This is a genomic window from bacterium (assembly GCA_026129405.1).
In the GTDB taxonomy this organism is placed as follows: domain Bacteria; phylum Desulfobacterota; class Binatia; order DP-6; family DP-6; genus JAHCID01.
In genome coordinates this window covers 196,522-213,816 of record JAHCID010000005.1, presented here as the reverse complement: position 1 = coordinate 213,816, position 17,295 = coordinate 196,522, and the positions used below count along the sequence as shown (strand labels likewise).

The window sequence follows — 17,295 nt, the reverse complement described above, 5'->3', positions numbered from 1 at the left end:
GCCTAGGCTCCGAACCGGCGGCGCAGCACGAGGACGATCCCGACGAGCGCGAACACGGCCGGCTGCACGACCGCGACCAGCCAGAAGATGCGGGTGCCCGCCTCCGACGAGACGAAGAACTGGTTCAGCCCCGGCACCTGCCGCGAGGGACGGCTGGCGATCGCCTGCGGGTCGCGGCCCAGCCACGCCACGCTGTTCACGAGCAGGTCCTTGTTGCCGAGGAACTCGATGAAGAAGTTGCTCGCGAACTCCGCGTTGCCGTAGACGACGAGGCGCCCCTGGCGCGCGTCGCCGTTCGCATCCGGGGCGACGAGAAACGTCGTCTCCGCGCCGACGACGAGCGGCCCCCGCCGGTCGCGCCCCGGCTGCAACGGCATGTCGCCTCCACGCACCGCCGGGGTGTCGGGGGTGGCCCAGCTGTCCTTCCCCGTGGTCACGATCGGCGCCGCCACCACGCCCGGCGTGCCGTCCGGCGGCAGGCCGATCGAGCGCGAGAGCGAGAACAACGGCGGCGCTTCGAGCCCGGCCGCGATCGCGTGCGTGCGGCGGTCGACCTGCACCTGCATGGTGACGTACTCGCCGCCGTACAGGCGCGCCCCCGGGTCGACGACGACGTCCTCCGGCAGCGCGAGCCCGTAGCGCTCGCCGATCAGCTTCGCGAGAGCGGGGGCGCGGCCGGGGTCGAGGAGCAGGAGGGCGTGGCCCGGACGCTGGAGGAAGCGATCGAACGCCGCCAGCTCCTCGGGCAGGAAGTCCTTCTTCGGGCCGATGACGGCGAGCACGTCGATGCCGACCGGAACTTCGTCGGCGAGCAGCGAGACCGGCACGACCTCGTAGTACTGCTGCTCGAGGAAGGCCCGCGCGAGCGCGTAGCCCGTCGTGCGATCGGTACTGACGAGGTCGCCCTCGCCGTGCCCCGTCACCCAGCCGACGGTGCGCCGCTGCTGCCGCGTGACCTGGAGGATCGCCGCGATCAGGATCTCCTCGCGCGGATTCGAGAACACGCGGCGCCGGCCGCCGGACTCGACGACGAGCGCGCCGTACGAGTCGACGCCGTGCTCGCGCGCCAGCGCCGGGCTGCGGTTGACGTCGACCTCGTCGATGCGGACGCCGGGCGCGTGCGCCCGCACCTGGCGCAGGAGGTCGCGGATCATCGGGTTGCGCGCGTCCTGGCTGCGCAGGAACGCGAGGATGCGGACGTCGCCGTGGAGGTCGCCCAGCACCCGCTTGGCGTGCTCGGAGAGAGTGTAGCGCTGCTCCGGCGAGAGATCCAGCCGCCAGGCACGCCGATCGAGCAACGCCTGCGCGAAGAGCAGGATGCCCACCAGCGCCGGCAGCGCGAGCAGGACGCGCAGCGCCTGCCCGCCGGCCGTCAGCGCCGGCCGCGCCACTGCCGCGCCTCCAGCACGCGCAGCGTGCCCCACACGAACGCGCCGGTGAGGAAGAGGAAATAGAAGACGTCGCGCGCGTCGACGACGCCGACGGTGAAGGGTTGGAAGTGGTTGAACATCGACACCGCCCGCACGATCTCGAGCGAGCCGCTCGCGCTCGCGGCCTCGTTCCACGAGAGCAGCCAGAGGAGCAACAGCGGCATGGCGGTGAGGAACGCAGCGAGCACCTGGCTGTCGGTGCAGGCCGACACGAACAGGCCGTACGACGCACACGCCGACGCGAGCAGGAGCAGACCCAGGTACCCCGCGATCAGCGGCGCGATCGGAAACGCCTGGATGCCGTAGAGCCAGAACGGGTACGCCAGCGTGCAGGCGAGCAGCATCGCGACGACGGTCATGCACGCGCCGAGCTTCGCCGCGACGAGGACGCCGTCGCGCACCGGATACGTCAGCAGCAGCTCCAGCGTGCCGAGCCGGCGCTCCTCGGCGAGGAGCCGCATGGTCAGCAGCGGAATGGCGAGCATCAAGACCAGGCGCACGTCCATGAAGACGAGCTGCCAGAGGTTCTCCATGATGCTGACGCCGAACCCGAAGGTGACGAAGTAGATCAGGTCCGAGTGGAAGTAGTAGCCGGTGTAGGCGAGGAACGCGGCCGCCACGAGGTAGACCAGCGGCGAGCCGAAGTACGTCCGCAGCTCCTTGCGGAGCACCGCCATGAACGCCCGCATGGTCGCTCACCGCACCGCGCGCACGAACAGGTCCTCGAGGGTCGGCGTCGCCACCTGGACCTCGAGCAGCGTGTAGCCCGCCGCCACGACCGCCGGCGCCACCGCGCGCTGCACGCCCTCCGGCTCCGGGGCGCTGAGCACGAAGCGCGTCCCGGCGCCCTCGCCCGCGTCGACGCTCACCGCCGACACGCCCGGCAGGGCGGCGAGCAGCGCCCGCACGGCGTCCGCCGGACCTTCGACGCGCACGTGTACGCGGCCGACGCCCTCGAGCCGCCGCGCCAGCCCGTCGGCCGAATCCTCGGCCACGAGGCGGCCCTTCGACAGGATCACGATCTTCGAGCACAGCGCGCTCGCCTCGGAGAGGATGTGGGTCGAGAGCAGGACCGTGCGGTCGGCGAGCGCGCGCACGAGCCCGCGCATCTCGACCGCCTGCACGGGATCGAGCCCGACCGTGGGCTCGTCGAGGACCAGCACGTCGGGATCGCCGAGCAGGGCCTGGGCCAAGCCGACACGCTGGCGATACCCCTTCGAGAGCTTGCCCGTCAGGCGATCGGCCATCGCCACGAGGCCGCAGCGCTCCAACGCCTCGCCCACCGCGCGCCGCCGCGCCCGCGCGTCGAGCCCCTTCACCTCGGCGACGAACGCGAGGTACCGCCGCACCGTCAGATCCGGGTACAGCATCACCTGCTCGGGCAGGTACCCGACCCGGCGGCGCTCCGACACCGGCCCCGCCCCGACCTCGACCCCGCCCACGCGCACGCGGCCGGAGGTCGGCGAGAAGTACCCGATGAGGCAGCGCATGAGCGTGCTCTTCCCCGACCCGTTCGGGCCGAGGAGCGCCGCCACCTCGCCCCGCCCGACCGAGAACGAAACGTCGTCCACGGCGCACACGGCGCCGTAGTACTTCGTACAGTGCTCGACCTCGATCAGGGTGACGTCAGGGCGTGCTCAGTGGCCGGGGAACTTCTCGCCACGCTCCTCGCGGCGCTTGCGGCGCCGCGCGTGCATCATCTCGTCGGCGACGATGACGATGATGCTGAACACCGTGACGATGGCGATCGATTCCCAGAGACCCATGGTGCGGGCTCCTCAGCTCGCCGCCGCGGCGCGCGCAGCGACGACGTTCGGGTTCTTGGTGTTGGCCTCCTTCATGATGAACTTCGGCTTCAGCGCGATCACCATGACGGGCAGGAGCGAGACGCCGGCGAGGAAGCTGATGAGCATCCAACCCGCCAGCATCACGCCCATGATGGCGTTGAAGGCGATGTTCGAGAAGGCCCATGCCGCGGTGCTAAACACCATACAGACCGCGGTAAAGCTGACCGCCTTGCCGGTGGTCACCATCGCCTCGCGCATCGCCTCGGTGAGATCGCCACGCACCTGGATCTCCTCGATCGTACGACTGAGGATGTAGAGGCCGTAGTCGATGCCGAATCCGAGACCTACGGTCACGAGCGGCAGCGTGTTGATGTTGATGCTGATGCCGGCGAGCGCCATGGTCGCGTTGATGACGATGTTCGCCACCATGAGCGGCGCCAGCAGATAGAACCCCGCCGCCCACGAGCGGTAGGTGAACAGCACGATGATGTACATCGACCCGAACCCGAGCAGGTTCATCAGCAGGTCGTTGCGGAGGAGCTCCTGGTTGGCGGCTGCGAGCACGCCGATCAGGCCGCCGGCCAGCTTGAAATCGGCCTTGTCCATCGGGTTGGCGGCGATGAACTCCTGCGCGCGCTGGATGATGCGGGCGATGTTGTCGCCCTTGTGGTTGCGGCAGAAGAAGGTCACGTGTGCCGTCTGGTAGTCCGGCGTCACGTACTTCGCGGTCTCCGTGGGCGGCGAGTTCGCGAAGAAGATGAAGAAGGTCTGGCCGACGTCGCGCACGGTGTTGGGAATGACGCCCCACTTCGGCTCGAGCTCGTGGAACACCATGTTCACGGTGCGCAGGATGTCGGTCAGCGAGAAGCTGTAGCCGACGTCGGGGTCGCGCTCGAGGTAGCGCTGGAACTTCTCCATGGTGTGGAGAACCGACGGATCCTTCATCGCGTCGCGGTCGTGGCCCTCGGCGACGACGATGAGCGGCTCGACGCCGCCGAACTTCTCCTGGATGCGTGCGTGCGAGACGTTGTACGGGGAATCCTTCCACACGAGCGGCGACGCCGACGTCGGGTCCCCGATCGTGATGCCGGTCGCGAAGTAGAGCGACACCACCGTGAGGATCGTCCAGAAGCCGAGGATGACCCCGCGCCCGGACGCGGAGATGTTCCAGTCGGTCACCCGCCGGACGAGGTTCTTGTACCATCCGCGATCCCGCTGGAGGACGACCTCCGGATCGGGCGGCCGCAGGTAGTAGTAGACGATCGGGTTCAGGAGCAGCTCGGACACCGTGATCGCGAGGATCCAGAACGACGCCACGATGGCGAGCTTCTGGAGCATCACGATCGGCACCAGCATGATGACCAGCACGCCGAAGGCGTCCGTGGCCACGCCGGAGAACATCGGCACGAAGAGCTCGGCGAACGACGCCACGATGGCTTTTCGTTGCTGCCAGTTGTTCTTCTCGTACTCCTCGTAATAGCGATCGTGCATCTGGATCGCGTGGCTCACGGCTCTGGCCGTGATGAGGAACGGCATCACGAGGATCAGCGGATCGAGCGCGAACCCGATCAGGTGCACGAAGCCGAGGCCCCAGAACGCGGCGATGATGCCCGTCAGGGTCGGACGCAGCGCCCCACGCCAGTCGTGGAAGTACATCCAGCGCAGGATCCACTCGAGGCAGTACGTGAACGTGAGGATCCAGAACACGTCGCCCGCGTAGGCGTACACCCAGCCGTAGAGTCGCGGCTCACCGGCGACGTAGATCCGGAGGTCGGGCTCCGGCACGGTGATCTTCGCCTGCACCGTCTGCTCGCCGCGCTTGACGTCGAGCGTGGCCTGCGCGCCGCGCGGCTTGGCCGCGATCTCGCGGGAGAGCTCGACGCGGTCGGCGACCGGCACGCCGTCGACGGCGACGATGACGTCGCCCTGCTTGATCTCTGCCTCGAAGGCCGTCGTGCCGCGATAGACGGCCTCGACCAGCGCCGGCGTCGGCTGATCGGGCTTGAGCGGATCCTTGCCCTTGATCAGCGCGCCGAACCAGCCGCGCTCGAACGGCGCGATGACGCGCTCGTTGAACTCGGTGAACGTGCGCCGGTGATCGAGACGCCCCTCGATGAAGTTGGCGCGCACCAGCGCAGCCTGGTCGTCGAGCGAGACGAGGATGCCGTAGACGCTCTCCGTGTTGTGGACGATGCGCTTGATGTTCGCCGCGTCCTCGGGCGTCTTCGGCAGGCCGATCATGATCGGCTCGGCGCGTAGGAACCCGCCCGACTGGGCGCGCAGGTAGCGCGTGGTGCGGTGGCCGATCGAGTCGATCTGGTTGTGGTTCACGCCGTAGACCTGGTCCACGGCTTCCGTGATCTTGTAGATGCGTGCGAGGGTCGGGACGTTGAAGATGTCCCCCTCGGGCACCTCGACCATCAGCTGGATGTTGTTCGCGCCGCCGAAGGTGGGCGCGTACTTGTTGTGGATCTGGACGAAGGGGTGCGTCTGCGGGAGCAGATCGCCGAAGCTGGTCTCGAGCTTCAGCTGGAAGGCCCAGTAACCGAACAGCGCCGTGACCAGCGCGACGACGATGGTGACCGGGTGCCGGTAATCGATGAGACGCTCTCCGAGCCAGTAGAGCGCTTTTTTATCCTGTTCGCTGGTTTCACCGCTGCTCATGACGGTCCTCCACCATCATCCCTGCGACGGCAGCCACGTCGTGCCGCCGTCCGTGGTCCGGAAGATGAGGCCGAAGCCGCCCACCATCCAACCGTGCTGGGGATCGGAAAAGTCGACGGCGCGAAGCCAGGTCAGCACGTCCTGGCCGATCTCGGCCCGGCGCCAGATGTCGGAGTCGGGATCATGCTTCACCACCTGGCCGGCGGCGCCCACCGCCCAACCGCCACCGTCGGGGAAGAGGACGATGTCGTAGAGCGGATCGACGAGCTTGAAGTCGCCGCCGTCGGTCTGGCTGTAGGACCAGTCGATGCCGTTCGACGTGCGCGCGATGTGGCCCTCGAGGCCGGCGGCGACCGCCGTTTGCGGGTCGCGCGCGTAGACGCCGAAGAGCGTCGGCAGGTCGAGGAGATCGAAAAACTCCGTGCCCTCGAGAAGCGACCGCGTCTGCTCCTTCCAGGTCTCGCCGCCGTCGGTGGTGTGCATCACCTTGCCGAACTCACCCACGATCCAGCCCTCGGTCGGCGATACGAAGCGGACGTCGTAGAAGATCGGATCGGCGGCCGCGAGACTCTGGCCGCCGGAGAGGTCGGCCTCCATCGGCACCTTGCGCGACCGCCAGGTCTTGCCGCCGTCGGTCGTCGACACGAGGATCGAGCGGTCGCCGACGGCCCACGCGGTGTTGGCGTCGACGGCGTCGACGTTGAACAGGTAGGCGCGCTTCTCGGTGCCGTCAGGCTCCGTGAAGGTCGCGTTCGACTCCTGCTTCTGCCAGCTCTTGCCGCCGTCCTGCGTGTGCAGGACGAGGCCGTCCTGGCCGACCATCCAGCCGGTGTTCTCGTCGACGAACTTCACGCCGTAGAGCGCCTGGTCGGTGCCGCTCGGCAGCATGGTCCAGTTGCGACCGCCGTCCTTCGTCTCGAGGACCTTACCGGCGTAGCCGACGACCACGGCACGATCCTTCGAGAGCGCCTGTACATCGAAAAACCGATCGGTGACGTAGATGGTCCGCTCGGCGAGCGGCGTCATCTCGACTTCTCGGTGACACCCCAAGGTCAGGGCGCACAACATGATCCCGACAGGGATCCGCCAGCGGCGCATGAAACCTCCCCCGGTGGGCCGTGCGGCCAGGCCCCCCGCGGCGGCGGACCTAACAAACCCTGTGTTAGAGTGTCAATGGGGTCTCAGCGCCGTCGCAGACGGATTACGTCTTCGGCGCGAGATCCGGGAACCACTCCTTCACCTGCGCGGGCTCGAGCAGCAGCTGCTGATCGACCTTCCACGCACCGTCCTCCTTCACGAGCGTGTAGAGCTCGTACTCGGTGAGGCCGAGCGTGTTCGCGAAGCGGTCCTGCGACTCGAGAACGTTCGGCACCTGGGCCTTGTCGCCGTCGACCTTGGCCTTGCCGACTTGGAACGAGAAGATCTTGACGTCGGCGAACGCCATCAGCGCCCTCGACTCCTTCACGTACACCTCTTTGTCCTTGCCCTGGCGCATGGCCTTCGACACGAGCGGGTACGCGTCCTCGAACTTCTCCGCCTTGATGGCGGTGAGATAGCGCGTGAGGACGTCCTCGGGGCTGCCGGGCTCGGCCGCCCGGGCGACGCCGGCGGCAGCCAGCAGAGCGAGCGCGACGAGCAGCGCGCGATGGCGAAGCGGCGACATGGCCGGGTCCGTAGCATGGCACCCAGCGGCCCGGAAGCAGTGACGCACCCTCGCCGGACGAATCACATTTTCGCCGCAGCTGGCACAGCCGAGCGCGGGGAATAGCCCGCGCGCTCTGCGTGCGCCCGTGGCACGTCAGTTGCTCACCTCGCCCCGGAAACGCGTCGGTCCCGGCGCGTGACGCGAACGCGAGAGGAATACAATGGAAGAGAACGCAGGCAACCTGATCCGCAGCCTCCGGCAGAAGCTCGGCATGACGCAGGAGGAGTTCGCCCACGAGATCGCCGTGACCGTCTCGACCGTGAACCGGTGGGAAAACGCCCACGCCGAGCCGAGCAAGCTCGCATGGAAGGCCATCCAGGACCTCGCGCGCAAGCGCGGCCTCACGGACGACCTGTTCCGCACCGCCGCCCTAGCCGACGACTGATCTGCGCGGGGCCTCCGGTCCCGCGTTGGCACCACCCCCCCGGGCGGCGTCGCCCGCGCGACGCCGCCCCCCGCGTGACGCCGCCACGCCGGACGCACGTCCCGTGTCGCGTGCGCAAAGGGGCCGCCGTGCCCCCGTTCCGCGCCCACGCGACGGCACGTCGCCTTGGCGGCGCGTCGCCACCCCGCTCGTTCGCGTCCGTGACGGGACGCGCGCACCGCGTGCGGCGGGCGCCCGCCCGTGGGCACCGACGGCTGCCGCGGCCCGATCGCCCGTCCGGGCCAGCATGCCCCGAACCGCCACCCGGGTGCCGCCGCGACAGGTCCGTGACGCCGTCGCCGTGCCGAGCGCCGCCGCACTCGCGCTCCCGCCGCGCTGCCAGACGCCGCCGAATCGCTGTCGCCGCAAGGAGTTGCAACGCCACGGCCGGACGGCCGCCGCGCCCCCCGCCGGCCCCGACACACGGCACGCGGCTTGCGTCAGGGCTGACACAGCCGCGCCAACCGACGGGCTCTGATGACACACATGCCAGCCGACGATCCCCTGCTTCGCGACGCCCCCCCGCCGCCCGACCGTCGCGACCAGCCGAAGGTGCTGGTCGTGGAGGACGACCCGGACATCCGCAACATCCTCGCCCTCTTCCTGGGCGAGAAGGGGTTCCAGGTGAAGGTCGCCGAGAGCGGCGACCGTGCCCTCGAGATGCTCCACGAGGAGCCGATGGACCTGATCCTCTCCGACGTCCGCATGCCGGGGATGAGCGGCCTCGACCTCCTGCGCGACGTGAAGGAGCGGGACCCGGACATCCAGCTCGTGCTGATGAGCGCCTACTCGAACGTGCGCGACGCCGTCGACGCCATCCAGATGGGCGCCGCCGACTACGTCGAGAAGCCGATCGACTTCCGCCGGCTCGAGCGCGTGCTGCAGACGGTGCTCGAGAAGCGCGACCTCATGCACCGGACGAAGATCCTGGAGCAGCGCCTCCAGGGCATCGTCCAGTTCGAGGGCATGGTGGCGCGCACGCAGCGCATGCTCGAGATGTTCGCCTTCATCGAGCGGCTCGCGCGCTATCCCACCACGGCGCTGATCACCGGCGAGAGCGGGACCGGCAAGGAGCTGGTCGCGCGCTCGCTGCATCATCTCTCGCCGCTGCGCGATCAGCCCTTCATCATCTGCAACTGCACGACGCTCGCGCCGACGCTGCTCGAGAGCGAGCTCTTCGGCTACGTGCGCGGCGCGTTCACCGGCGCCGACCGCGACCGCAAGGGCCTCTTCGAGGCGGCGCACGGCGGCACCATCTTCCTCGACGAGATCGGCGAGCTGCCGCTCGGCGTGCAGGTGAAGCTGCTGCGCGTGCTCGAGAACCGCGAGATCAAGCGCGTCGGCTCGCCGGAGCCGATGAAGGTCGACATCCGCGTGATCGCGGCGACGAACCGCGACCTCCTGCACATGGTGTCGCAGGGGACCTTCCGCGACGATCTGTACTACCGGCTCAACGTCGGCGCGATCCAGCTGCCGCCGCTGCGCGAGCGCGGCGACGACATCGAGCCGCTCGTCCGCCACTTCATCGGCATCTGCAACCAGAAGCTCGGCCGCACGGTCGCGGGCGTCAGCCCGCAGGTGCTGGCGATCTTCCTGCGCTACCCCTGGCCGGGGAACATCCGCGAGCTCGCCAACGTCATCGAGCGCGCGATGGTGGTCGCGAAGGGCAGCGTCATCCTGCCCGAGCATCTGCCGCCGCACATCTTCGAGACGCGCGCGACGCCGAACGGCGACGCCCCCGCGCTGCCGGAGCTGTCGCTGGAGGCGGCGGAGCGCGAGCAGATCCTGCGCGCGCTCCAGGCGTCGGGCGGCAAGCGCATCGAGGCGGCGCGCCTACTCGGGCTCTCGCGGCGCACGCTCTACCGCAAGCTCGACCGCTACGGGATCACCTGATGCACGCGCCGTCCCTCACCGTCGCCGGCGTCGCCGGCCTGCTCGCCTACCTCGGTGCCGCCGTGTGGTGCGACGCCCGCGGCCGTCGCCTGCCGGCGTGGTGCTGCGCCGTGGCGCTCGCGGCGGCCGTCGCCGTCGCCGCCTGGGACGGCGGCATCGGCGCACGCGACGCCCTCGCGGGTGCCGCGGTCGCGGCCGCGATCTTCGGCGTCGTCGCGCTCGCCCTCGGTGCCGGCACCGGCGAGCTGCGCCTGGCCGTGGTAGCCGGCGCCTGGCTCGGCCCCGTCGCCGTTCTGCACGGCACCGTGCTCGGGGCCGCGACCATCGTGCTCGGCGTCCTCGTCCATGGCGCCGCCTCGGCAGAGCGCCCGACGCTGGCGACCGCCCTCGCCGTGATGCGCGGTCCACGCGCCGCCGGAGCCGGCGTCGCCGCGCCGCTGCCCATCGCCCTGCCCCTGGCCGCCGGCTACGCCGCCGCGGCCGTGCTCGCCGTGAACGCCTGACCGCAGGCCGGAGGAACCCGTCGATGGACCCCCGCCCGAAGCCGCGCATCCTGATCGTCGAGGACCACCCCCTCATCGCGGAGCTGGTGGAGACGCGGCTGCGCATCGAAGGCATGCAACCCGTGAAGTGTCCGGGCGGACGTGAAGCGCTCGCGCTGATCGGCACCGACCCCTTCGACGCCGTCATCCTCGACATCATGATGCCCGACGTCGACGGCTACGAGGTGCTGCGGCACATCCGCGCGACGCCGCGCACCGCGACGCTGCCGGTCATCTTCCTCACCGCCAAGTCGACCCCCGCGGACATCGAGAAGGGCCTCGCGCTCGGTGCGAACCACTACATCACGAAGCCCTTCAGCGGACAGGATCTGATGCGCAAGGTCCGCATCTGCCTCGAGGAAGGCCGAGCGGCGAACCGCCACGCCCCGCAAGCGGGATGACCCGACGACGTCTCCTCGCGACCCTCGCCGTCGCCCTCGTCGCGCGCTCGGCGCGCGCGGACTGGTCCGCGGGCGGCAGCGGGGAGGTTCCGCTCGACGGCGACGGCACCGCCTGGATGGTGCGCGCGACCGTCAACGGCACGACCCGCGCCCTGTTCCTCGTCGACACCGGCGCGAGCTACTGCGTGCTCTCGTCGAGCCTGTCGCGCCGCCTGGGCCTCCGCCCCGGCAAGACCACGCTCGACCTCCAGACCGCCAACGGCACGGTGACCGTCCCCCTCGTCGAGCTCCGCAGCCTCGACGTCGGGGGCAGCCGCGCCCACGGCGTGCAGGCGGTGGTCCACGACGCCGTCAACGCCCCGCTCGACGGCATCATCGGGCTGAACTTCCTGAACCAGTTCCACTACGCGATCGACCCGCGCCGCCGCACGCTGCGCCTGCGCTGAGCTGTGACCGCGCGCACCCGGCGCGCACGGGTCGGGCCGCGCCGGGCTGCGCCACCCATCACACACCGCGGTGCGAGACGGTGGCGATCAGTCGAGGAACGCGCCGCTCGGCGACGCGCCGCCGCAGAACTGGTGCGGCACGAGGTCGTCGACCCAGGCCTCGAACCCGGCGACGAGGAAGGCCCCGTCGACGCTGCTGCCCCAGCACTCGGGCGCATCGCCCTTCGGCGGCGTGCAGGCGCGGTTGATGACCGCGGTCGCGCGCCCCTCGGCGCTGGCGATGCAGGTGGCGGTGCGCGGGTCGGCGGGAGCCGGCGGCAGGCAGCTGCCCGGCGGCAACGAGCCGCGGAACTCGTCGTTCTCGCACTTCGAGAAGCACTTCAGCTTCTTGCTGCCGAACTTCGCCACCTGCTTGAGCGCGTTGTCCTGGCACTTGGCCTCGAGCTTCGAGAGACCGTCGGGGCTGCCGCCGTCGTCGCAGAAGATCACCGGGATGACGCTGTCGATCTGCACGCTCGCGTCGAGGACGCGGGCGACGGCGACCGCGTTGCACTGACCGCCCTGGTAGCACGGCGGACAACCCTTCACGCAGCCGCGCGCGAACTTCGCGATCGCCCTGTCCTCGGCGCCGACGCCCGGCTGATCGATGCAACGCGCCGTGGAGCCGGCATAGGGCGGCAGGCAATCGCTCGCCGGGTTCTTGCCCTTGCGCGCGCCGACGGCGCATTTGATGACGCAGCTCTGGACGACACCGACGTACTGCCCCAGCGTCGCGGCCCCGAGCACCTGACATTTGAGCTCGTCCTTGGTGAGCTGTGCCTGCGAGGACACGGGCACGACGAGCAACGCGAGCAGGATTCCCGGGACGACTGCAACAATCTTCATCGAACGAAACCTCCGACGTCGCGTTCCAACATACGGATGGGCCGCTCCGCGTCAATTGAAAAATCCTCGATTCGAGCCGACTTTACGCGCGATGAGGACTCCCCTATGGCCAAGCGCACGGGTGCCCTCGGTGGCCATGCGGCGGTCGCCACCCGGCGGCCGCGCCACCGCGGCCCGAGGTGCCGCCTACGGGCGGCTCCCCCCGCAGCCCCCGCGCCGGCAGGCGAAGCTCAGCGCGGCGCGACGCTCGCCGACGCCGCGATCAGCACCTGGGCGCCGTAGTACGTGACCATCACCCAGCCGTGCCCGAACGGCAGCCGGCGCACGAAGCGGTCCCACGCCAGGATCGCGTCGGAGGTCATGAACGCGAAAGCACCTGCCAGCGCCAGCAGGGCGCTCGGCTCCGGCGTCGCCGGCGTGCCGGCGCGGCGCGCCGCGGCCCAGGCCATCGCCGCGATCACCGCCACGTAGACGACGACCGGTGCGCGCAGCGCCGCCGGGACGTGCGTCAGGAGCCGCCCGAGGAAGATCGCCACGAAGAGCGCCAGGCCCACCGCCACCGGCCACGCGAGACCGGCTCCGGCGGGCAGGAAGGCGAGCAGATAGAGGACGTGCGCGACCAGGAAGCTCGACAGGCCCGCGACGAAGCCGCGCTCGGAGACGAGGCAGAGGTCGCCGATCGCCGAGGCCACGAGCCCGAGGGCGATCAGGCGGCCGTACCCCGGCGCGACGACGTCGCCGGCCGACGCCACCGTCCACGCGAGAAGCAGGATCGGCACCGCCTTCAACGCGCCGGCGAGCGCTTTCTGCGGCGCGTAGTACGCGGCCAGATGCGCGCTGCCGAGCGCGACCACCGCGACCACGATGCCGCTCGTCACGCCGCGCGCTCCATCGCGTCCGCGAGGCGCAGCCAGTCGTCGAGCAGCGGGCGCAGCGCCAGCCGATCGACGTGGCGTGCATAGGCCCGGTCGACCGCCCGCAGGCGGGCCGCGGCCCAGCCGGCCTCGTCCCAGCTCGCGGTCTCGGCGAGGCACGCCACGGCCTGGTCCTCGGTCGCCCACAGCCGGCCGGCGTCGCCGACGTAGGCCTGCGACTCGGGGCACGCCCGCGCCAGCACGAAGCAGCCGCTCGCCATCGCCTCGGCGATCGACTGCGGCTGCCCGTACGGCTCGTCGAGCCCGTGGGTGTGCAGATAGACGCCGGCTTCGGCGAGCAACGCCGCCACCTCGTCGTGGCCGCAGTCGATGCGCAGGGCGACCGGGTCACCGAGGCTGCGGCCGAGCGCCGCGATCTCCTCCACCACGCCGGGCACGCCGGGCAGGCGCGCCAGGGCGAGGACGAATCGCTGCTCCGGCCGGCGCGTGGCGATGCGCAGGAACGCGGGCAGGTCCTCGCTGCGCCGCGCCGCCGCGCAGCGCACCACGAGGCGCGGATCCTTCGTGCCCTGGGGGCGGTTTCGAGTCGGATCGAACGCCGCCGCCAGCGCCCGCACACGCGGCTCGCCGGCGAAGCGGCGCGCCTGATGCGGTACGAGATAGACGCCGGCGACGATCGCCTCCGCGAGCAGCCCGTCGACGAGCGCCGGGTCGAAGTCGGACCCGTGGCCGCGCACGGTGAGCGGCACGCCCGCGGCCGCGGCGGCGGCACGCTGCGCGAGTCCCCACGGGAGCCCGTGGGCGTGGACGACGTGGGGCGCGAAGGCCTGCAGCGCCGCCGGCAACGCGCCGTCGAAGACCGGGGCGTCGTGCATGAAGCACACGGCCCCGGGCTGCTCGCGCCACACCGCAGCCTCCACGCCGAAGCGGCGCATGCAGTCGATCTCGACGCGCACGGACGCCTCGGAGAGCTGGGGCCAGCCCCGCACCGCCCACAGTACCCGCAGCGGGCGCGCGAGCGGCGCCTCGAGCTTGCGCTGCACGAGATGGACGTGCTGCGCATAGCTCTCCGTCGCCGACACCTGGTCCGGCAGCCCCGCCTCGTAGCGGCTGCCGATCACGGGCAAGAGCCGCGGCGGGCTCTCGCGCGCGAAGCGCAGCACGAGGTCCCAGTCGGTCAGCCGGCGCAGCCCCGCATCGAAGCCGCCGAGACGCTCGTACAGCGCCCGCCGGTGCGCGTACGCGTTCAGGTCGATGAAGTTGCCGCCGCGCAGCGCCTCGGCGTCGTAGGGCTCGGCCCGGATCCAATCGTCGTCCGACGCATGATCGTGCACGCGCTGCGCGCAGTAGACGCTGGCCACGGCGGCATCCGCGAACGCGGCCACCACGGCGGCGAGGTAGCCCGGCGCCCAGCGGTTGTCGGAGTCGAGGTAGGCGATCACCTCGCCGCGGCTGGCCGCGAGCCCACGGTTGCGTGCGACCGCGTGGCCGGCATGGCGCTGCTCGAAGGCACGGATGCGCGCGTCGCGCGCCGCCCATCCCGCCACCACCGCGCGGGTGTCGTCGGTGCTCCCGTCGTCCACGACGAGCAGCTCCCACTGCGCCCACGTCTGGGCGACGACGCTCGCGATCGCGTCGTCGATGCGGGTCGCGCGGTTCCACACCGGCAGGACGATCGACACGAGCGGGCCCACCGCCGGCACCGGCGGCGGGGCGTCCGCGACCTGGCGCTCCGCGAGCCAGCCGATCGAGCGTCCGTGGCGGTGCGCCAGCTCGCGCAGCGTGGTCGCACTGCGCTCGAGGAACGCGACCGTATCCCGCAGCGCCCCGAGGTCCGTCCGCGTCGCGTCCGCCCCGGCCGCGAGCGCTGCCAGGCCGGCCCGCAGCTCGGCGATGGTCGCCGCCTGGGCGTCGGCGTGCCGCGCGATCGCCGCGGCGAGCGCCTCCGCACGCTCCGCCTGCGCCGCCCCCTGCTGGAAGAGATCGCGACCGAGGGCGAGCAGCCGCGCCTCGTGCAGCGCGAGCGCCTCGGCGTGGACGGCGACGTGCGTGTCGTTCGCCGCCATGCGCTGGTCGAGCACGTCGAGCCGGCCGCCGACCAAGGCGCGGCCCAGCCGTTCGGCGACACGCCAGCGCACGACCTGCACCGTCCCGCGCACCCCGTCGGTGCGCAGGCGCCGCCGCAGCGCGTCCCATCGCCGTCCCACGGCGCGCCGTTACGCGCTTCGCCCGCGCCACGCAAGGCGCGCGCACCCGCGGCTCACCGGCATACGACGTCGGCCTGCACGCCGACGTGATCGGACGGCCAGCAGATCGGCGCCGGCGCCGGCCCGCAGGCGGGCGCGAACGGATTCGGCAGGTCGGCGAACAGGCGCGTCGCGACGCCGTCGCCGTCCGGATCGCCCGCCGGCTCGACGGCGCAGGCGCCGCCGGGCGGTCCGGCGAGCACCACGTAGTCGATACGGCTGCGCTCGTTCAGCGCCGGCGATTCGAGGTCGTCCAGCACGTCGTCGTCGCGCCCGCTGGTACAGCCGATGCCGGTCGTGCGATCGCATTCCGCCAGCCTGGCGGCCAGGTGGCTGTCCGCCCATGCCCCATGGGCCGTGAGGGTCGCGTGCACGAAGCTCCCGGGCGGTGCGTTGAAGTCGCCCGCGACCAGCGTGACCGCGGCGGTGGACTCGGCCGCGAACGCCGCGACCTGGACCGCCTGACAATCGCGCACCGTCGCCGCACCGGCCGCGACGCACGCCGCGGGACAGTCTGCGCCGCACGCCGCCCCGCCGCCGTCGGAGCCGGACGCGAGATGGGTCACGAGGACGTCGAGCGGGCCGGCGGGATGGTCGAGCCGTGTGATCAGGACGTTGCGGAACCCGCGCAGCAGCGGCTCGACGCGCGCGGCGACCACCGGCACCCGCGTCCACAGCATGGCGTCGTCGAAGCGGTTGGCGGGCGTGTAGACGACCGCGTACCCCCCGCACAGCGTCGCCAGGCCCTGGGTCAGGATCGGCACCTGCGCCTCGAGCACCTCCTGGAGCCCGACGACGTCGGGACAGCCACGGGCCGCCACCCAGTCGCGCACGAGCGCCATGCGCTCGGCATAGCGGCAGTTGGCCGTATCGAGGGGACAGAAGAGCCCGTGCAGCACGTTGAGCGACGCGATGCCGGGACCCGACGCCGGGCACGCCGGCGGTGCGGCGGCGCCGCGGGCGCGGAACCGCCCCGGGACGTTGGCGGCGACCGTACCGCCGAACGCCGCGCACCAGCGGGTCGCGTCGAGCCGCAGCGTGACGGTGACCGGAAGGCGCTGCGCCGCGCCGAGGGCGCACGGCCACAGGGGACCCCGCGCCGCCACCAGCACGCCTGACCGCGACCGCGTCCTTACGCCATTGCCGGCCATCGGATCGCGCCACCGCCAGCCGCGCGTCGCGCCGTCGCCGGGCGGCGTCACCCCACCGCGATCGAGCGCCACGGTGACGAAGCACTGCCCGGGTGCCGCCCTGCGTGGACGACGAATCGCGCGCCGCGCGGCGGCGCGTGGATCGCCGAAGGGCGCGGCGATCGCGGCGATAGCGCAGGCGCACCCCCGCGCCGCGGCGGCCGTCGCGCAGCGCAAGGCGCGCTGCGCCCACCGGCACGTCGTCGGCGGCGGCGCCACCGGCGCAAGCGAGCAGGACGACGAGCGCGAAGGCCGCGCGGATGGGATGCGAGGGGCGCATGGAACGGCTCTTCCCGTCCCTGCGCCGGCGGTGTCAAGGCGAGCCGCGGCGGCCGGCCGCATCCTTCTCGTGCAGCGTCACGACGAGCGGCTCGCCGTCGCAGTCGAAGCCGACGCGCGCCACGACGCGGCTGCCGGGAACGCGCGCGGCGAGCTCCGTCCCCTGCGCCACTGCCGGCAGCGACAGGAGCGACGGCTCCGGCAGCAGCGCCTTCAGGTTGCCGCCGGTCATGTTGACCAGCTCGCCGACGGCGTCCTGCGTCTGCGCGAGGGTCACGCACGCCCGCTCGACGTCGAAGATCTCGGCCGCCACGCGGCGCGCCAGCGCGGCGGAGCAGAAGAGCGCCACCGCGCCGGTGAACGCGCCCGTCACCTGCACGCAGCCGGCGAGCACGCCGGTCCGGGCCTCGGGCAGGCGCACGTCCGGACACGGCGTCGGCTCGAGCGCGCTGACGGCCGACCAGACGGTGGCCGTGATCTCGCAGATGTCCTCGTCCCGGACCGTCGTCATGGGCGGCCTCCCGTCGT

At 71.6% G+C, this 17,295-nt stretch carries 16 protein-coding genes; 5 read left to right on the top strand and 11 right to left on the bottom strand.

Translation table 11 applies throughout. From position 1 onward, the window contains the following. Nucleotides 1-2: 2 nt before the first annotated feature. The 6 genes from KIT14_18440 to KIT14_18415 all read right to left on the bottom strand — a co-directional run bounded on the left by KIT14_18440 (nt 3) and on the right by KIT14_18415 (nt 7,544). Nucleotides 3-1,391 (bottom strand): GldG family protein, encoded by a 1,389-nt coding sequence (locus KIT14_18440; protein MCW5892497.1) that lies wholly within the window; start codon nt 1,389-1,391, stop codon nt 3-5. Continuing rightward, entirely contained in the window at nt 1,373-2,107 is a 735-nt protein-coding gene (locus tag KIT14_18435) for an ABC transporter permease subunit (GenBank protein ID MCW5892496.1), read from the bottom strand. Before KIT14_18435 ends, KIT14_18440 begins: the two co-directional genes overlap by 19 nt. Before the next feature lie 18 nt (nt 2,108-2,125). Continuing rightward, nucleotides 2,126-3,001 (bottom strand): ABC transporter ATP-binding protein, encoded by an 876-nt coding sequence (locus KIT14_18430; protein MCW5892495.1) that lies wholly within the window; start codon nt 2,999-3,001, stop codon nt 2,126-2,128. Nucleotides 3,002-3,208: 207 nt separating this feature from the next. Next, nucleotides 3,209-5,881, bottom strand: a complete 2,673-nt coding sequence (locus KIT14_18425; protein ID MCW5892494.1) for an MMPL family transporter — start codon at nt 5,879-5,881, stop codon at nt 3,209-3,211. Between the two features lie 15 nt (nt 5,882-5,896). Further along, entirely contained in the window at nt 5,897-6,907 is a 1,011-nt protein-coding gene (locus KIT14_18420) for a hypothetical protein (protein MCW5892493.1), read from the bottom strand. Between the two features lie 175 nt (nt 6,908-7,082). Then, on the bottom strand, nt 7,083-7,544 hold the full coding sequence (locus KIT14_18415; GenBank protein ID MCW5892492.1) for a hypothetical protein: 462 nt from the start codon (nt 7,542-7,544) through the stop codon (nt 7,083-7,085). A 202-nt stretch (nt 7,545-7,746) separates the two neighbouring features. On the opposite strand from KIT14_18415, the gene KIT14_18410 reads away from it, so the two are divergent. From KIT14_18410 to KIT14_18390, 5 genes are all read left to right on the top strand, one after another. Continuing rightward, the gene (locus tag KIT14_18410; GenBank protein MCW5892491.1) at nt 7,747-7,971 is read left to right on the top strand and encodes a helix-turn-helix transcriptional regulator; all 225 of its coding nucleotides are present in this window, start codon (nt 7,747-7,749) and stop codon (nt 7,969-7,971) included. Nucleotides 7,972-8,496: 525 nt separating this feature from the next. After that, nucleotides 8,497-9,903, top strand: coding sequence for a sigma-54-dependent Fis family transcriptional regulator (locus KIT14_18405; protein MCW5892490.1), 1,407 nt, complete (start codon nt 8,497-8,499; stop codon nt 9,901-9,903). Next, nucleotides 9,903-10,406: a prepilin peptidase gene (locus KIT14_18400; GenBank protein MCW5892489.1), complete on the top strand. Its 504-nt coding sequence runs from the start codon at nt 9,903-9,905 to the stop codon at nt 10,404-10,406. Before KIT14_18405 ends, KIT14_18400 begins: the two co-directional genes overlap by 1 nt. Nucleotides 10,407-10,429: 23 nt before the next feature. Beyond that, entirely contained in the window at nt 10,430-10,846 is a 417-nt protein-coding gene (locus KIT14_18395) for a response regulator (GenBank protein ID MCW5892488.1), read from the top strand. Further along, a complete protein-coding gene (locus KIT14_18390; GenBank protein ID MCW5892487.1) occupies nt 10,843-11,292 on the top strand; it encodes a retroviral-like aspartic protease family protein in 450 nt (149 codons plus the stop codon). The genes KIT14_18395 and KIT14_18390 overlap by 4 nt, the downstream gene beginning before the upstream one ends. A gap of 87 nt (nt 11,293-11,379) precedes the next feature. On the opposite strand, the gene KIT14_18385 is transcribed toward KIT14_18390, so the two are convergent. From KIT14_18385 to KIT14_18365, 5 genes are all read right to left on the bottom strand, one after another. Then, nucleotides 11,380-12,177, bottom strand: coding sequence for a hypothetical protein (locus KIT14_18385; GenBank protein ID MCW5892486.1), 798 nt, complete (start codon nt 12,175-12,177; stop codon nt 11,380-11,382). A 230-nt stretch (nt 12,178-12,407) separates the two neighbouring features. Further along, nucleotides 12,408-13,055 (bottom strand): lysoplasmalogenase, encoded by a 648-nt coding sequence (locus KIT14_18380; protein MCW5892485.1) that lies wholly within the window; start codon nt 13,053-13,055, stop codon nt 12,408-12,410. Further along, nucleotides 13,052-15,259, bottom strand: a complete 2,208-nt coding sequence (locus KIT14_18375; protein ID MCW5892484.1) for a glycosyltransferase — start codon at nt 15,257-15,259, stop codon at nt 13,052-13,054. The genes KIT14_18380 and KIT14_18375 overlap by 4 nt, the downstream gene beginning before the upstream one ends. Before the next feature lie 53 nt (nt 15,260-15,312). Continuing rightward, nucleotides 15,313-16,404: an endonuclease/exonuclease/phosphatase family protein gene (locus KIT14_18370; GenBank protein ID MCW5892483.1), complete on the bottom strand. Its 1,092-nt coding sequence runs from the start codon at nt 16,402-16,404 to the stop codon at nt 15,313-15,315. A gap of 397 nt (nt 16,405-16,801) precedes the next feature. Continuing rightward, a complete protein-coding gene (locus KIT14_18365; GenBank protein ID MCW5892482.1) occupies nt 16,802-17,278 on the bottom strand; it encodes a chemotaxis protein CheX in 477 nt (158 codons plus the stop codon). Between the last annotated feature and the right edge of the window lie 17 nt (nt 17,279-17,295).